Origin of the sequence: Agrobacterium sp. LAD9, assembly GCF_003031125.1 — a bacterium.
GTDB classification, from domain to species: domain Bacteria; phylum Pseudomonadota; class Alphaproteobacteria; order Rhizobiales; family Rhizobiaceae; genus Agrobacterium; species Agrobacterium radiobacter.
The window spans coordinates 141,447-157,954 of sequence record NZ_PHGS01000002.1 but is presented as its reverse complement, the minus strand read 5'-3'; the positions used below and the strand labels follow the sequence as shown (position 1 = coordinate 157,954).

Here is a 16,508-nt window from a genome sequence, read left to right as displayed (position 1 = left end):
TTTACAGCATTATACCGCTTCGACTTCGCGCACTTCCGGCACGAAATGGCGAAGCAGGTTCTGAACGCCATGCTTCAGCGTGGCGGTGGAGGACGGGCAGCCCGAGCAGGCACCCTTCATGTTCAGGAACACCGTCCCGTCGCGGAAACCACGGAAGGTGATGTCGCCGCCATCCTGCGCCACGGCGGGGCGAACGCGGGTATCCAGCAGTTCCTTGATGGTCGCGACGATGGTTTCGTCACCCTCTTCGAAGAACTCGCCTTCTTCATCCGACACTTCGGCCGCAATAGCCGTACCCATGATCGGGCGGCCAGACATGAAGTGCTCCATGATCGCGCCCAGAATGGCCGGCTTCAGGTGCTGCCATTCCGCGCCGTCCTTGGTGACGGTGATGAAATCGAAACCGAAATAAACGCCGGTAACCCCCGGAATGGTGAAGAGGCGCTCCGCCAGGGGCGAAGCCTGCGCCTGCGAAGGATTGAGAAACTCCACCGTCCCGCTTTCCAGCACCACCTTGCCCGGCAGGAACTTCAGCGTGGTGGGGTTCGGCGTGGCTTCCGTCTGAATGAACATCGTCTTCTCCTTCGAGGTCGCCGTTCACGCCCCGTAATTTAGAATTCTTCCAAAAAATACGCCCGGCGAAGCTTCACTTCAAGCCCTGACATGATAATTACATTCAAGAAATCGTCAGCCCCTAAATCTTGCCTGAGCCCCGGGGTCAGCAGAGTGCGTCGATTTCCTCGTCCGATAACGTATCCGGCAGCACGGTGACGGGGATCGGGAAGGCTGCCCCTCGCCCGGCAATGGAGGAAACGAGCGGTCCCGGCCCTTCTTTAGTCGATCCCGCCGCCAGAACGAGAATCGCGATATCGCGGTCTTCCTCGATCAGCCCGTGGATCTGCTCGGTGGCGCTGCCTTCACGAATGACAGCTTCGGGCTCGATGCCGATGGTCTCACGAACCTTCTGGGCGATCTTGGCGAGTGTGGCTTCCGCCTCCTCCCGCGCTTCCGCCCGCATGATCTGCTCGACACCAAGCCATTGCTGGAAGTCGCCTTCGGGGATCATGTAGAGCAGCACAAGCCCGCCATTGGAATTCTTGGCGCGACGACCGGCATAGTGCACGGCCCTTTCGCATTCCGGTGTGTCATCGATAACAGCGAGAAACTTGCGACGATGCCCTTCCAGACGCGACAGCCGTTTTGAAACCATTCCGCACTCCCTAGGTCCGCCGTGATCCGAGAAGCCGCCCGACGGTTCGGGCGGAGATTATATCAAATCACGGCAGGCGCAAACCGCCCACCGCATCCGCGCAGCAGCGACCTGTCAGCGCAGGAAGCCGATGATATCGCGCACCTCGTTCATCGTCTTTTCGGCGATGGCACGCGCCCGCTCGCCGCCTTGGCTGAGGATGGCGTCGATATGGGTCGGGTCATCGAGAAGACGGCGCATCTCATTATTGACCGGTGCCAGGACATTGACGGCAAGCTCGACGAGGGCCGGCTTGAAGGCCGAGAACTGCTGTCCGCCGAATTCCGAGAGCACATCGGCCTTGGTTCTGTCGGACAGGGCGGCATAGATGCCGACGAGGTTTTCGGCTTCGGCACGGCCTTTCAGGCCTTCCACTTCGCTCGGCAGCGCGTCCGGATCGGTCTTTGCCTTCCTGATCTTCTTCGAAATCGCATCGACATCATCCATGAGGTTAATGCGCGACAGATCGGAGGGATCGGACTTCGACATCTTCTTGGTGCCGTCCTTCAACGACATCACACGCGGTGCCGGACCGCCGATCAGCGGTTCCACCATCGGGAAATAGGCGTGCACCGGCTCATCGCCGACCGTGATATCGAGCCCAAGCCCCGCCTTGCGGATATGATCGCTGAAATCGATGTTGAATTTCTGGGCGATGTCGCGTGCGAGTTCCAGATGCTGCTTCTGGTCGTCGCCGACCGGAACATGGGTGGCGCGATAGACGAGAATGTCGGCGGCCATCAGGCTCGGATAGGCGAGCAGACCGAGCGAGACCTGCTCGGCATTCTTGCCGGACTTGTCCTTGAACTGCGTCATACGCTCCATCCAGCCGATGCGCGCCACGCAGTTGAACACCCATGCCAGTTCCGCATGTTGCGGCACGGCCGACTGGTTGAAGACGATGTGCTTCACGGGGTCGATACCGGCTGCGATGAAGGCGGCCGCAATCGAGCGGGTCTGCGCCTTCAGGTCGGCGTGAACGAGCTGGGCGGTGATGGCATGCATGTCGACGACGCAATAGATGCAGTCGTTATCTTCCTGCAGCGCCACGAATTTGCGGATCGCGCCGAGATAATTGCCGAGATGCAGATTGCCGGTCGGCTGGACGCCCGAGAAAACCAGCGGCTTGAATGCGTTCATTGTCGTCCTCGAAAAGGCTTGTGGAGGGCCCCGCCCCATGGTTGGAATTGCACGCGCGCTTATGCACCCGCAGCCCCCCGCAATCAAGCGGTTTCAGGGCTTGTCAGCCGCGCGGTTCCAGAAGATCCCAACGATTTCCGTAAGGGTCAACAAAGACCGCAACGGAGCCGTAAACCTCATGGCGCGGCTCCTCCAGAAAGCCCACACCACGGGCAAGCATGGTCTCGTAATCGCGCTGGAAATTGTCGGTATGCAGGAAAAACCCGACACGCCCGCCCGTCTGGTTGCCAATGGCAAGCCTTTGCTGCTCGCCATCCGCCTCGGCAAGCAGCAGGGCGCCGCCCTCGGTCCCTTGCGGCTTCACCACCAGCCACCGTTTGCCGTCGCCAAGCGGCTGATCGGAAAGGCATTCGAACCCGAGAACGTCGCAATAAAACGCCTTCGCCCGGTCGTAGTCATCCACGACAAGCGTGACGAGCGCGATGCGGCGGTTTTCAGCAAAGGACATCAGCCCGCCTCCGTCTCGACGTTCTTTTTGCCGCGCTTGCGAATGGCTCTCTTCACCATGCCGATATCGGCCCCACCCGAAACGAAAGCCAGCACGAAATAAACCAGCATGGCCGCGAAGACGAGAGCCATGATGGTGCCGGCCCGGATGAAAATGGACGAGGCGGAAGACAGCTCGAATGTCAGCCAGGTCAGCGCATAGTGCACGAAACCGGCCATCAGGGCCGCGGCCAGCAGCAAACGCGGAATGCGGGTCAGCAGTGGAATATCCACATGCCAGTGACCGCGCCACAACAACATGCCGAACAGCAGAGCGGCATTGACCCAGCCGGCAGTGATTTCGGCAATGGCGATGCCGGGACCGCCAAGGCGCGGGAAGAGCGTCAGCGCCAGCGAGACATTCACGACAACGGAAATCGCCGCGAAGATCATCGGCGTGCGGGTATCCTCACGAGCGAAGAAACCGGGAATAAAGGCCTTGATCAGAACGAAAGCCGGCAGGCCCAGACCGTAAATGCCGAGAATTTGCGCAACGGTGATGGTGGCCGAGGGCGAGAAATTGCCGCGCTCGTAAAGAAAACGCACGATGGGCTCCGCCATGACGAGAAGGGCCGCGGCGGCGGGCAAGGTCAGAAACAGCACGAATTCCACCGAGCGGTTCTGCAGGCTTCCCGCCTCGACCATATGGCCGCCGCGCAAAGCCCGCGCCAGTTCCGGCAAGAGCACGGTGGCCACCGCAATGCCGACGACGCCGAGCGGCAGCTGGTAAATCCGGTCCGCATAGGCAAGCGAGGAGATCACCCCTTCACCAGCAGAAGCGATATTGGTGTTGATCAGCAGATTGATCTGGGTAATGCCGCCGGTGATCGCGGCGGGCAGGGCAAGAACCAGAAGCCGCTGCACATTTTTGGTCATCCGCGGCCTGCGGAAGCCTATGCGCATGCCGGCATTGCGCACGGCGATCCAGACGATGGCAAGTTGCACCACCCCTGCCACCATAACACCCCAGGACAGGGCGTAACCCACCTGCAGAGGATCGTAATTCTTCCACCACGCCAGAGCGAGAACGCCGATGAGGATGATGTTGAGGAACACAGGCGCGATCGCGGCCGCAAAATAGCGGTGCAGCGAGTTCAGCATACCGCCCATCATCGCCGCCAGAGACATGCAGGCGAGATAGGGGAACATGATGGTCGCGAGCCGGACGGTGTTGTCGAATTTTACCGGATCTTCCAGGAAGCCCGGTGCAATCACGGTGCGCACGATGAACGGCATCGACAGTTCCATCAGGATCGTCAGCGCCAGGAGCACGGTGAAGAGAACACCGAAGACCTCCTCGGAAAAGCGCCTTGCGCCCTCCATGCCATTTGCCTCGATTTCCTTGGCGAAAAGCGGCACGAAGGCCGAATTGAACGCGCCTTCGGCAAAAAGTCGCCTGAAGGTGTTCGGAAAACGGAATGCTGCGTTGAAGGCATCGGCCACCGGCCCGGTGCCGACGGCGGCGGCCATCAGGGTTTCGCGAAGGAAACCGAAGATGCGGCTGCCGAGCGTGGCGGTGCCGACGGTGGCGAACTTGCCGATCAGACTCATGGGCGCTTCAAGCCTTTGCCGTGCGCGCGGCAGGCAGGGCCGCCACGTCTGGATGGGCGATGATGCCGTTCGGCATGCGGTCACGCAATTCGTCTTCCTGTTCGCTCATCACGGCCTTCAGGCGCTGCGCAATGCTGGCCTGGCGATTGTCGTTCGTCACCTTCTGGCCGAAGAGATCGGTCACATAAAAGGTGTCGATGACCTTTTCACCGAAGGTGGTGATGCGGGCGGAGTGAATATCGAGCGACAGATCGGCAATGACAGCCGTCATATCAGCCAGAAGTCCCGGCCGGTCGAGGCACTCGACCTCGATGACGGTGAACTTGTTCGACAGCCCGTTGGAAATGATGACCGAGGGCGGAATGGTGAAAGCGCTTTTCTTCCTGCGGCTCTTGGTCCGCGTGGCGATCATTTCCGGAAGACGCTGCTTGCCGGAGAGAACCTCCTCGATGAGCTTGCCGACATTGTTGCCGCGCCGGGTCTCATCCTCGTCGATCGGAAATTCGCGATTGATCAGGATCGTATCCAGCGCCCGCCCGTCGGAGGTGGTGAAAATCTGCGCATCCGCGATATTGGCGCCAGCCGCCGCACAGGCGCCGGTGATGATCGAAAGCAGGCGCGGATGGTCCGGCGCCAACACGGTGATTTCCGTGATGGCATGGAAGGAATGGGTGCGCACCATGGTCGACAGCGCCTTTTCCTGCTTGTCGGCCTCGCGGATGAAGCGGGTGTGTCGCACCTGGTCTTCCAGCGCCACCGTCAGCAGATAGGGCTCGTAATGCAGCTTGGTGTATTTGCGCCGCGCCTTCTGGCCCCAGTCATCGAGAGCATCGTAAAGCGCCTGCCGGGCAATCTGCGCCCGTTCCTTGCGGGAGACTTCCGAGAAGCCGCCTGACAGAAGCAACTCGGTCTCATAATAGAGCGAGCGCAGCAGCTGCCCCTTCCAGCCGTTCCAGACCCCTGGACCAACAGCGCGAATATCGCAGACCGTCAGGATGAGCAGCATCTTCAGCCGCTCCATGGACTGCACCTTGTCGGCGAAATCGGTGATGGTCTTGCGGTCATGCAGGTCGCGCGTCTGGGCGACCATGGACATCAGAAGATGCTGCTCGATCAGCCAGACGACCATTTCGGTCTGCTTGCCGGTCAGCCGGAAGCGCTGGCAAAGCTTGCGGGCCACGCGCGCGCCAGCAATCGAGTGATCCTCCTGCCGGCCCTTGGCGACATCGTGCAGCAGCACGGCCACATAAAGCGCCTCGCGTTCCTCCACGCTCGGCATCAGCTGGTTGGCGAGCGGGTGGGCGTCGACAGCCGTTCCCTTGTCCACTTCCGACAACACGCCGACGGAGCGGATCAGATGCTCGTCCACCGTATAGTGATGATACATGTTGAACTGCATCATCGCGACGATCTTGCCGAATTCGGGGATGAACTTACCGAGCACGCCGGCCTCGTTCATGCGCCGCAGCGTCAGCGCCGGGTCGCGCCGCGAGGTGAGGATCGACAGAAACAGCCGGTTCGCCTCCTCGTTCTCGCGAAGAGCGTCATTGATGAGCGACAGCGAGCGGGTGACGACGCGCAACGCATCCGGGTGCAGTTCGAGATTATTGATATCGGCGATGTGAAAGAGCCGGATCAGATTGACCGGGTCGTTCTTGAAGACATCAGGCTTGGCGAGCGCAATGCGCCCCCGGTCCTCGACAAATTCCACCGAGCCGGGAATCTTGCGCACACGATGGGCGAAGCGGCTGAGAACGCCGGAAAGGCCCGGCACGTCCTTTGCTTGGCGATCCTCAAGTGCTGCGCAGACAATGCGGGTCAGGTCGCCCACATCTTTCGCCACGAGGAAATAGTGCTTCATGAAACGCTCGACGGCGGAAAGGCCCGGGCGCGGCTGGTAACCCAGCGCATCGGCAATTTCGCGCTGAATGTCGAAAGAAAGGCGCTCTTCCGCCTTGCCGGTGATGAAGTGCATCTGGCAACGGACAGCCCAGAGAAAATCATCGGCCTTTTCGAATAGCCGGAGTTCCGGCCGTGACAGGACGCCGAGCTTGACCAGATCGGCCGTATCACGGACGTGGTAATAATATTTGGCGATCCAGAACAGCGTGTGCAGGTCGCGCAACCCGCCCTTGCCTTCCTTGACGTTCGGTTCCACCAGATAACGCGTATCGCCCGCCTTGCGGTGGCGCTGGTCGCGTTCAGCAAGCTTGGCGGCTATGAATTCCGGGCCGGTGCCGGTGACGACTTCCGACTCGAAACGCTTTTCGAGATCATCGGTCAGGGATTTTTTGCCGCAGATCGCCCGCACTTCCAGAATGGCGGTGCGGATGGTCATGTCGGATTTGGAGAGGCGGATGCATTCATCCACCGTGCGGGTGGCGTGGCCGACCTTGAAGCCGAGATCCCAGAGGAAATAGAGTACGAACTCCACCGCCTTGTGCATATCAGGCGTGTTCTTGGCCGGCAGCAGGAACAGGAGGTCGATATCGGATCCCGGCGCCAGCGTGCCGCGGCCATAACCGCCGACTGCCGCGACCGCGATCTGTGGCGCATCCTTGGGATAGACATATTGGCAGGCGAGATCATAGAGGATTTCGATCAGCCGGTCCTGAAGCCAGGAGATGCGCCGGGCGCAATCAATGCCGCTGCCATCGGCCTTCAGCAGTTCTCTAGCCTTTTCCCGGCCTTCCGTGCTGGCCTTGCGGAAAATCGGCAGCAGGTCGGACCTGATATCGGCGGTGCGTTTGCCGTCTTCCTTAAAGATGATGTCGCATTCGCGCTTCAGCGCCGATACATCGAGAATGTCGGAAAAATCCAGGTCCTTGATGGCCATCTATGCCGGTATCCATGTCCTGTGGGATAATCCCACCGCTTGCGATGGGAGTGTCCTATAGCGAGTTTTAAAGGCGATGGACAGGCAATCTATCCCTTACGCCTTGCCAAGTTCTTTCTTCAACGCATAGAGCGCGTCCAATGCCTCTCGCGGCGTCATTTCGTCGGGGTTGAAGCCCTTCAGAGCCTCCTCCACCTTCGATGGCCCGACCTTGCGACCCTCCTCGCGGCGAACCGCGATCTGGAACAGCGGCAGATCATCGATCAGCTGGCTGGCCGGGTTCTTGCGGTCGGCATCTTCGAGCTTCGTCAGCACCTCGCGGGCGCGCTCCACCACCGATGCAGGCAGGCCCGCAAGCCGCGCCACCTGAATACCATAGGAACGATCCGCAGCGCCCGGCCCGACTTCGTGCAGGAAGATGACATCACCTTCCCACTCCTTCACCCGCATCGTGGCATTGGAAAGGCGGCCGAGCTTTTCCGACAGCACCGTCAGCTCGTGGAAATGGGTGGCGAAGAGGCCACGGCAACGATTGACCTCGTGCAGATGTTCCACCGCCGCCCAGGCGATCGAAAGTCCATCGAAGGTCGCCGTGCCACGGCCGATTTCATCCAGAATGACCAGCGAACGATCCGTCGCCTGATTGAGAATGGCGGCGGTCTCCACCATTTCCACCATGAAGGTCGAGCGGCCGCGCGCCAGATCGTCTGACGCACCAACGCGGGAAAACAGCCGGTCGACGACGCCGATATGCGCGGCTTCCGCCGGAACGAAGGAGCCGATCTGCGCGAGGATGGCGATCAGCGCATTCTGGCGCAGGAAGGTCGATTTACCGCCCATGTTCGGGCCGGTGAGCAGCCAGATCGCACCATTCTTGCCGCCGTTCATGGCCGACAGATCGCAATTATTGGCGATGAAGGGTCCTGCCGACTGCCGCCGCAGCGCCTGCTCCACCACCGGATGACGCCCGCCCTTGATCGCGAAGGTCATGGAGGCATCGACGATCGGACGGCAATAGGCCTGTTCGGTTGCGAGATAAGCAAGGCTTGAGGCGACGTCGATAGTCGCGAGCGCGAAAGCACCGGCCTTGATCGCTTCCGCCTGCTGCACCACAGCCTCGACCATACGCCCGAAGGCTTCCAGCTCCATGGTCAGAGCCTGCGCCGCGGCATTGGCGATGCGGCTTTCGAGATCGGCAAGCTCGGTGGTGGTGAAGCGCATGGCACCCGCCATGGTCTGGCGGTGGATAAAACGCGCCTTGGCCTCATCCGTCGCCATCATCACATCTGCGTTGCCGGCCGTGACCTCGATGAAGTAGCCAAGCACATTGTTGTGCTTGATCTTGAGCGACTTGATGCCGGTCTCATCGGCATATTTCAGCTGCAGCCCGGCAATCACACGGCGCGACTGGTCGCGCAGCGCCCGCACCTCATCGAGTTCGGGATTGGCACCATCGCGCAGGAAACCGCCGTCCCGCTTCAAAAGCGGCAGGTCGTCGGCCAGCATCGAGCCAAGCATGGCTTCCAGCCCACTCGGCAGCGCTTTCAAATCCGCGAGCGCCGTCGCCAGCTCATCCGGCAACAATCCCTGATCGAGAATCGCGGCTATCCTTTCGGCCGAAGCCAGCCCCTGCCTGATGGCGCCCAGATCGCGCGGGCCGCCGCGCTCCAGCGCAAGGCGCGAAAGCGCACGCGGCATATCCGCAACCTGTTTCAGCGCATCGCGCAGGCCATCGCTGAGCGACACGTCATCGATGAGATAGGCCACCGCATCGAGGCGGGCATTGATCTTCTCCGGATCAGTCAAAGGCGACATCAGCCTCTCGGCCAGAAGCCGTGCGCCGCCGCCCGTGACAGTGCGGTTAAGCGCATGCAGCAGCGATCCGTCCCTTTCGCCCGACAGCGTCTTCACCAGTTCCAGATTGGCGCGGGTGGCGGGATCGATGAAAAGGGTGGAGGCCGCACTTTCACGCTCCGGCGCGCCGAGCGGCGGACGTTCCGCGATCTGGGTTTTTTCGACATAAGCGACGGCCGCAGCGGCAGCGGCCATTTCCACCCGCGAAAACGTGCCGAAACCATCGAGCGTCGAGACGTTGAAATAACGGGCGATGCGCCCTTCCGCAGTAGCGCTGTCGAAAAGAATCGCCGGCTGCGGCACGGCCACACGACCGAGCACATCAAACACCGGTCGCAATTCCTCGTCATGGAACAGGCTGTCGGCGACAATCAACTCCCGCGGATCAATGCGCCAGATATCGGCGAGAAGCCGGGTCAGCGTGGTTTCCGCCAGACGGAAGACGCCGGTGGAAATATCGATCCAGGCGAGCGCAAACTGCGCCTCGGCACTGCCGCGAATACGGGCGAGCGCCATCAGATAGTTGGATTCCGTCGGCGACAGCAGTTTTTCTTCGGTCAGCGTGCCGGGGGTGACGAGCCGCACGACATCACGTTTGACCACGGATTTCGATCCGCGCTTCTTCGCCTCGGCCGGGTCTTCCACCTGTTCGCAGACGGCGACGCGATAGCCGCGCAGGATGAGCTTCTGCAGGTAGTCATCCGCCGCATGGACGGGAACGCCGCACATGGGAATATCGTGCCCCATGTGCTGGCCGCGTTTCGTCAGCGTGATGCCGAGCGAACGGGAGGCTTCGACCGCATCGTCAAAGAACAATTCGTAAAAATCGCCCATGCGGTAGAACAGCAGCGAACCGGGATTGTTCGCCTTGATCTCGATATATTGCTCCATCATCGGAGTGGCCGTCGCGCGGCTCTCTTCCGAGATCAGGGAAGCGGTTGTCAGAACGTCCGTCAATGGCCTGCCGATGTCATATCGTGTTGCGGAAAAGGAGCGCCGACACTAGCGGCAATGCCCGCCCCTGCACAACACGCACCGAACAGCTGCCCACAGGAACATCCCGAAAGGTTCCGATCAAAAACCGGTCAGCCGTTGATGCGCTCGGTCTCACCGCCATAATAGCTGATGTAGCGGCCGGCGATGGACGATACGGGCAGGACCACGAGAACGTCCGTCGTGTTGAAGGCATGGTCAACAACCGCGCCGGAGCCGAACATGGCGCCAAGACGCATATAGCCCTTGATCAGCGGCGGCATGGCGTTCAGCGCCTTGCGGGCGTTGAGCGCCTCGGCCGGCACGAGGTCCATCTCATGATAAAGCTCGGGAAGGGCGGAAGCTGCCCACTCGCCCTTGGCCACGCAATTATGATGCAGGAAGGACAAGGCAAGCGCATGGGCCTCCGGCTGCACGCCGGGGAAGGAAGCGCAGCCGATCATGGCATCCATGCGGTGTTTCACGGCATAGGCCCAGTTGCCCTGCCAAAGAAGCTCGACGGTACGCTTGGTGCGATATTCCGGCAGCACGCAGGAGCGGCCAAGCTCCATGAAGCGCTTGCCCGGATGGCGCGCAACGAGCCCGGCAATGTCGAACTCGCTTGCGGAATAGAAGCCGTTATTGGCGAGCGCCGTTTCCTGCCGCAGCAAACGATAGGTGCCGACGATCTGGTCTTCGCTGTCGCCTTCGATCGCCTTGTCGAGCACCAGCAGATGATCGCAGACGCTGTCCCAGGCATCGATGTCGCGCTTGCGGCGCATCGCATCTGCGGGAAGGCGCGCCTTCATTTCCTCGACGAAAACCCGGTAACGCACGGATTGCGCGGCATCAATTTCGCGTTCATTTCTGGCGAGCCGTGTTTCCAGCGTGCCTATACGACCGAAAAGACCCTCATTGTCCTGAGCTGTCTCGGGACGAGGACTAATGACAACATTGCTTTCACAAATGTCGTGATTGAGGATTTCGGCAACCATGGGGAATCGCTCCGCCACCAAAGAATTTTCCTGTCATAAATCACTAATTGACGACAGAATAGTGACAAAATGTCACCAGCGCGAGTCTGTCAAGTTATGATGGCAACAGGCGTTTCGCCTCGAGCAGCCGACGGATTTCCTCTACCAGCCGTCGCGGGTCGGCAGGCTTGGTCAAAACTGCGCCGGCACCGGCCTTCAGCAGGATTTCGGCGGTCGCGTCACTCGTATCTCCGCTGAGCACGATGACGGGAATATTCCTTTCCCCCTTCAGCGTATGGAGAAGGTCGGGAAGCACGTCCAGCCCCTCGCCGCCCGGCATGTTGAGATCGGAGACGATGAGGTCAGGCAAACGGGATGCGCCTGGCTCCAACGATTGCCGCAACGCCTCAAAGTTCTCGACAACACGGACGATAAAGCCGGTTTTCTCCAGAACGGCGCGGACGATGCGCTGATTGACGGCATCGTCTTCGGCCACGAGTATCTCGATACCGCTCGCACCCTCCGCCACCCGCGCCGAAAATCCCACATCCGGATGGTTGTCGTTGATCGCGTCCCGTCGCTCTATGCCGCGCAGACGGCCGCACAGGACGTCGATCAGCGATTTTTCGCGCAGCGGCCGGATCAACCAGGCATCGAAGGAAACATGCATCGTCGACGGCCGTTCTTCCGGGCTGACCAGCAGCGTGCGGCGAACATTCTGTTGCGGCCAATCCTTGAGCGCGTCCCTGAACAGCGCCGAAATGCGTCGGTCGACAATGATATCGGTGAGATCATCCGCCCGGGTGGCAGACTCCTTCCGCAGCTTTTCAAGATCTTCAGGCTGGTGGATGAGAGTACATTGACCGCCGAAGGCTTCGATAGCCTCCATCGTCACCGCCGCCGCCACGCCCTTTGGCGCGATGAGCAGGACATTTGTATGCCGCAGGCAATGACGCCGTCCGGGATCCGCCATTTCGGCGGGTGCGCCGCCCGGCCGGAACGTCAGTTTGAAAGTGCTGCCCTTGCCCTTTCGGCTGGAAACCGTGAGGCTGCCGCCGAATTCCCGCACGATACGGGCGGAAATCGCAAGGCCGAGACCTGTGCCTGCGCTTCGCTGCGACAGCGGGCCTGCCTGTTCGAATTCACCGAAAATACGGGCCTGCTCGGCCTGGCTCATGCCCGGACCGGTATCTTCGACAGTGATGTGCAATTCGCTGTCGACCATGCGCGCCCGGATGACGACGCCGCCTTCCCGCGTGAATTTGACGGCATTGCCGAGGAGATTGAAGAGGACCTGACGCAGCCTTGCCGGATCGAAATCGAGATGATCAGGCACGTCAGGCGTAACGAAGGAGGTGATTTCTATGCCTTTTTCATGGGCCCGATGGGCCAGCATCTCAACGATGCTCTCGATCAGCCGCCGCAGGTTTTCCGCGCGCGGATTGAGCCTGAAGCGACCCGCTTCCATCGTCGAATAATCCAGCAGATCCTCGACCAGCTGCACCAGCGACTGGCCGGACTGCTTCATGCCATCGAGATAATTGCGCTGCTCCTCATTGAGCTTCGTCTGCGACAGAAGATGGTTCATGCCGAGCATGCCGGAAAGCGGCAGGCGGATTTCGTGGCTTACGGTGGCAAGCAGCCTCGCCTTTTCGGCATCGGCCTTTTCGGCCCGCAACCGGGCATCTTCCCGCTCACCGAGCGCAAGTCGCTCTTCGGTCACGTCTCTGGCGATACTGCTGATGAGGAGCCGGCTGCTTGCCAGATCGCGGGTCACGACATCATGCCAGGAAAAAATACGCTGACCGAACGGGGTCGCGATCTCGACATCATAGGCATGGACCTTGTCACCCGGGCGGAAAGCGATGCCGATTTCCTCGCAGCTCAGCCCTTCGGGAGCCGCACAGCCGGTCATTTCACGAAAGACGCGGTTCGCCTCAACGATGCGCCGGTTCATGTCGCGGATCACGACGATATCGCCCATGAATTCCTGCATTTCGGCAATCAGCGAGCGGTTTTGCGTTTGCCGCAGCCGGAGATCGGAATCTGCAACCAGTGCGCCGGGATGCCGGGAGGATTCGCCGAAGAGCGCGTAGAGCAGGACACCGACCAGCACGGCGCCAAAGAAGGTTGCCAGCGCGACGGTAACCGCATAGGGCACCGCAAGCGCGATCAGGGCTGCGGAAAAAGCCCCAACTGATAGTGAAACGGCGACATAAAGCGCAATCGATCTGGCATCGGTCGCATGTTCTTCATCCCCATGGTGCGTTGTCGTATCGACACGATCCGCCGGCTGCGCCGCCGTGGCGGCCAGGCCATCTGAAACTTTCTGTCGAAGTCTTGCCAGTTCGCTCATAGGCAACCGCTACCACGGCAGCGGTTTTGATATGTTTGGCTGAAACCTTAAAATTTTACTTTTTAGCCGCCCGGGCGTGCAAAAACTCGTCGAGAATGACGCAGGCTGCGCCGATGGTTATGAAACTGTCGGCCAGATTGAAAACCGCGAAGGACCATGTCTGCGTGTAAAACAGGATATAGTCGATGACGTGACCGTAGAAAAAGCGATCGAGAAGATTGCCGGCAGCGCCTGCGATGATGAAGGCGAAACCGAGATGGGCAAAGGTGCGGTCCGTCGCCGTCTTGCGCCACAGCCACAGAACGAAGACCACGATGACGAGCCGCATGCTGACGATGAACCAGCCGTGCATATCCTCCAGCATCGAAAAGGCCACGCCGAGATTGTAGGTGCGGTACAGCGCCAGGAACGGAGCAACCGGAACCATCTCCTGCAGCGGCAGATAGGCTTCGACCAGCTGCTTGACGATCTGGTCCAGCACCAGTGCGGCAACGATCAGCGCAAAGGCCGGACCGAATTTCGAGAACAATGCCGCTTTGGCCATTACGTCACCGGTGCGAGTTCGAGGAGATGCCGCCGTGCTTCAAACAGCATGACGGCGGTTGCGATGGCGAGATTGAGGCTGTCGGCGCGGCCCTGTTGGGGAATGCGCGCCAGCTGGTCGGCCTTCCCGGCGAGTTCCGGCGGCAGGCCGGATTGTTCGTTACCCATTAAGATCACGACCGGCTTTCCGGCATAATCGATCTTTCGATAATCAACCGAACCCGCCAGATGGGTGGCGACGACGCTGACCTGCGCCGATTTTTTCCAGGACAGGAATTCTTCGACCGAAGCGCGGGCAACGGGCGTGGCGAAGACCGAACCCATGGTGGCGCGCACCGTTTCCAGCGAAAACGGATCCGTGCAATCACCCACGAGAATGACGCCTGAAGCGCCCGCCGCATCCGCCGTGCGGATAATGGTGCCGAGATTGCCGGGATCACGCACCCGGTCGAGCGCGATATAGGTCTCGCCCTTTTCCGGGCGGATATCCTTCAGCGGCTTCCATTTCTGTTCGAAAATGCCGACAACCATCTGCGGATTATCGCGGCGGGTGATCGAGGCGATGACCTTTTCGCTGACTTCGAGCACGAGCCCGCCCGTGGCGACCGTCTTCACCGCCGCCTGCTCCACCAGCGGCTTGCCCTTGGCGGCCTTGGCATAAACCAGCGTCTTGATCGTCCAGCCGAGTTCGAGCGCGTCGATGACCAGCTTCAGGCCTTCAGCCATGAAGGTGCCGGTCTCTTCCCTGCCCTTTTTCTGGGTGAGCGCCTTGATATCCTTGATGATGGGATTGGCAAGGCTGGTCACTTCCTTGACCTGGCCAACCCGGCGCGCGGTGTTTTCACGCATATCCTTCATCATTTCGGCTCCCAGCGGCTGAACAGCGATGTGGAAAGCACGCGGCCTGGCGTCTTGCCGTCGAGCCCGGCTTCACGAATGACAAGCTCGCCTGACGCGACGACGCCACCGGCGCCGCGCATGGTTTCGCGCATCAGTTCATGCATCGAATAGAAGCTCGCCCGGATCGAATAGGCCGTCAGCACAAGGCCGAGCGCCTTGGGCGAGAGGATTTCGCGGCAGATATCCAGCATCAGCGGCAGATGGTCGAACAATTGCCAGACTTCACCATGGGTGCCGCGGCCGAATTTCGGCGGGTCGGTGAGGATGATATCGTAGTTGTTGCCGCGGCGCTCCTCACGCTGGATGAACTTCATGGCGTCTTCGCAAATCCAGCGGATCGGTGCCTGTTCGAGCCCGGCAAGCGCCTGGTTCTCCTTCGCCCAGCCAATCGCTTTCTTGGAGGCGTCGACATGGGTCACTTCCGCGCCCGCTGCGGCCGCAACCAGCGAGGCGACGCCGGTGTAACCGAAGAGGTTCAGCACTTTCAGCGGCCGGTCGGCCGTTTCGACGGCATGTTTCAGCCATTCCCAATGCACGATCTGTTCGGGAAAGACGCCAACATGCCGGAAGGCCGTGAAGCGGCCGAGAAATTCGACCCCGAGCAAGAACAGCGGCCATGTCTCGCCGAGCGCTTCCTTCGGAAAGCGCCAGCGGCCCATGCCGTCCTCATCGGTATCGCCGGTAAAGACGGCATCCGCATTCTGCCATACGCGGTCCGGGATCGAAGGCTTCCAGAGAGCCTGCGCTTCGGGACGGACGATGCGGTAATCGCCATATTGTTCAAGCTTCAGGCCGTTGCCGCTATCGATCAGATGAAAATCACCCGCGCCGCTCGATTCCAGAATGACCGGAACCTGTTCCGCGGGAAGCGCCCCGGTGCGCTGCATAAGTGCGCGCGCAGGGGCCTGTTCAACGGCGGTCGCTACGACGGGTTTTTCCTTCGGCGCGGCCTTCTGCACGCTGCGCACGGCATCCGGCTCGCGCTTTTTCGGCGCGGCATCCGCGCGACGCGCCGGCTTTGCGGCATGAACCTGTTTTTTCTCGTTCCCGGCTCGCACACGATTGCCCGGCCGGCTGTCTTTTTTCTTCAATGGAAATCTTTCCGCTTTTGCCCGCGTCTTATTGCGCCAGCAAATAGCATTCCATGCGCCGCTCGCCTAGAGCCGGAACGAATGTCGGCGCCATCACTTTGCCGGGAGTTGGCCCGCCTGCGGCAGCTGTCCGGCGGCGGCCGCCTTCTGGCGGTTCGCCTCATCATGCCAGCGCACAGCCTCCTTGGCTTCGATACGGGCACGCTTGCGATGTTTGCCCTGCGCAAACCAGGTGGCCGCCGATCCCAGCAGCACGCCGAAAATCACCGCCAGGAACAGGAAGACGAAAAACGGCGCGGTGAAGGAAAGAACGCCGTCTTCCGGCCGGAACGGATTGAGCGCCAGCGTCACGGACTGGCGGTTGGCCACGCACAGAATGACGAGGATGACCGCCAGCGGAAGCAGGATGATGAGATTGATGATTTTTTTCGACATCCGACAATACTCCATCGCAGCGGGCGTTCCACCGGCTCCTTTTCAGTCGCCAGGCGGCAGG

At 60.7% G+C, this 16,508-nt stretch carries 13 protein-coding genes; all 13 read right to left on the bottom strand.

Translation table 11 applies throughout. The annotated features are described in order from the left end of the window. Window positions 1-9: 9 nt before the first annotated feature. The 13 genes from DA915_RS01510 to DA915_RS01450 all read right to left on the bottom strand — a co-directional run bounded on the left by DA915_RS01510 (window position 10) and on the right by DA915_RS01450 (window position 16,447). A complete protein-coding gene (locus tag DA915_RS01510; RefSeq protein ID WP_003503755.1) occupies window positions 10-573 on the bottom strand; it encodes a NifU family protein in 564 nt (187 codons plus the stop codon). 145 nt (window positions 574-718) lie between these two features. Next, a complete protein-coding gene (locus DA915_RS01505; RefSeq protein WP_003503758.1) occupies window positions 719-1,210 on the bottom strand; it encodes a universal stress protein in 492 nt (163 codons plus the stop codon). A gap of 114 nt (window positions 1,211-1,324) precedes the next feature. Further along, window positions 1,325-2,389 carry a tryptophan--tRNA ligase gene (gene trpS, locus DA915_RS01500; RefSeq protein ID WP_087743287.1) on the bottom strand — a complete coding sequence of 355 codons (1,065 nt, stop codon included), beginning with the start codon at window positions 2,387-2,389 and terminating at the stop codon, window positions 1,325-1,327. Window positions 2,390-2,492: 103 nt separating this feature from the next. Further along, on the bottom strand, window positions 2,493-2,897 hold the full coding sequence (locus DA915_RS01495) for a VOC family protein (protein WP_020811927.1): 405 nt from the start codon (window positions 2,895-2,897) through the stop codon (window positions 2,493-2,495). Beyond that, on the bottom strand, window positions 2,897-4,486 hold the full coding sequence (gene murJ / locus DA915_RS01490; RefSeq protein ID WP_031234217.1) for a murein biosynthesis integral membrane protein MurJ: 1,590 nt from the start codon (window positions 4,484-4,486) through the stop codon (window positions 2,897-2,899). The genes DA915_RS01495 and murJ overlap by 1 nt, the downstream gene beginning before the upstream one ends. 7 nt (window positions 4,487-4,493) lie before the next feature. Then, complete coding sequence (locus tag DA915_RS01485; protein WP_107674969.1) at window positions 4,494-7,322, bottom strand: [protein-PII] uridylyltransferase; 2,829 nt, start codon at window positions 7,320-7,322, stop codon at window positions 4,494-4,496. A 96-nt stretch (window positions 7,323-7,418) separates the two neighbouring features. Beyond that, window positions 7,419-10,133, bottom strand: coding sequence for a DNA mismatch repair protein MutS (gene mutS, locus DA915_RS01480; protein ID WP_192886378.1), 2,715 nt, complete (start codon window positions 10,131-10,133; stop codon window positions 7,419-7,421). Between the two features lie 128 nt (window positions 10,134-10,261). Continuing rightward, window positions 10,262-11,143: a GNAT family N-acetyltransferase gene (locus tag DA915_RS01475; protein ID WP_003503769.1), complete on the bottom strand. Its 882-nt coding sequence runs from the start codon at window positions 11,141-11,143 to the stop codon at window positions 10,262-10,264. Between the two features lie 94 nt (window positions 11,144-11,237). Further along, window positions 11,238-13,478: a hybrid sensor histidine kinase/response regulator gene (locus tag DA915_RS01470; RefSeq protein WP_107674967.1), complete on the bottom strand. Its 2,241-nt coding sequence runs from the start codon at window positions 13,476-13,478 to the stop codon at window positions 11,238-11,240. Window positions 13,479-13,533: 55 nt separating this feature from the next. Continuing rightward, window positions 13,534-14,022 (bottom strand): signal peptidase II, encoded by a 489-nt coding sequence (lspA, locus tag DA915_RS01465; protein ID WP_107674966.1) that lies wholly within the window; start codon window positions 14,020-14,022, stop codon window positions 13,534-13,536. Then, window positions 14,022-14,882 (bottom strand): RNA methyltransferase, encoded by an 861-nt coding sequence (locus DA915_RS01460; RefSeq protein ID WP_020011063.1) that lies wholly within the window; start codon window positions 14,880-14,882, stop codon window positions 14,022-14,024. Before DA915_RS01460 ends, lspA begins: the two co-directional genes overlap by 1 nt. Further along, complete coding sequence (locus DA915_RS01455; RefSeq protein ID WP_107674965.1) at window positions 14,879-16,012, bottom strand: class I SAM-dependent methyltransferase; 1,134 nt, start codon at window positions 16,010-16,012, stop codon at window positions 14,879-14,881. Before DA915_RS01455 ends, DA915_RS01460 begins: the two co-directional genes overlap by 4 nt. Window positions 16,013-16,105: 93 nt before the next feature. Beyond that, the gene (locus DA915_RS01450) at window positions 16,106-16,447 is read right to left on the bottom strand and encodes a LapA family protein (RefSeq protein WP_060722827.1); all 342 of its coding nucleotides are present in this window, start codon (window positions 16,445-16,447) and stop codon (window positions 16,106-16,108) included. Window positions 16,448-16,508: the final 61 nt, after the last annotated feature.

Coding starts and splice junctions, on each gene's coding strand:
- DA915_RS01505 (WP_003503758.1), bottom strand. CDS start 1,210: ATGGTTTCAAAACGGCTGTCGCGTCTGGAAGGGCATCGTCGCAAGTTT.
- DA915_RS01460 (WP_020011063.1), bottom strand. CDS start 14,882: ATGATGAAGGATATGCGTGAAAACACCGCGCGCCGGGTTGGCCAGGTC.
- trpS (WP_087743287.1), bottom strand. CDS start 2,389: ATGAACGCATTCAAGCCGCTGGTTTTCTCGGGCGTCCAGCCGACCGGC.
- DA915_RS01495 (WP_020811927.1), bottom strand. CDS start 2,897: ATGTCCTTTGCTGAAAACCGCCGCATCGCGCTCGTCACGCTTGTCGTG.
- DA915_RS01475 (WP_003503769.1), bottom strand. CDS start 11,143: ATGGTTGCCGAAATCCTCAATCACGACATTTGTGAAAGCAATGTTGTC.
- murJ (WP_031234217.1), bottom strand. CDS start 4,486: ATGAGTCTGATCGGCAAGTTCGCCACCGTCGGCACCGCCACGCTCGGC.
- DA915_RS01470 (WP_107674967.1), bottom strand. CDS start 13,478: ATGAGCGAACTGGCAAGACTTCGACAGAAAGTTTCAGATGGCCTGGCC.
- DA915_RS01510 (WP_003503755.1), bottom strand. CDS start 573: ATGTTCATTCAGACGGAAGCCACGCCGAACCCCACCACGCTGAAGTTC.
- lspA (WP_107674966.1), bottom strand. CDS start 14,022: ATGGCCAAAGCGGCATTGTTCTCGAAATTCGGTCCGGCCTTTGCGCTG.
- DA915_RS01485 (WP_107674969.1), bottom strand. CDS start 7,322: ATGGCCATCAAGGACCTGGATTTTTCCGACATTCTCGATGTATCGGCG.
- DA915_RS01450 (WP_060722827.1), bottom strand. CDS start 16,447: ATGTCGAAAAAAATCATCAATCTCATCATCCTGCTTCCGCTGGCGGTC.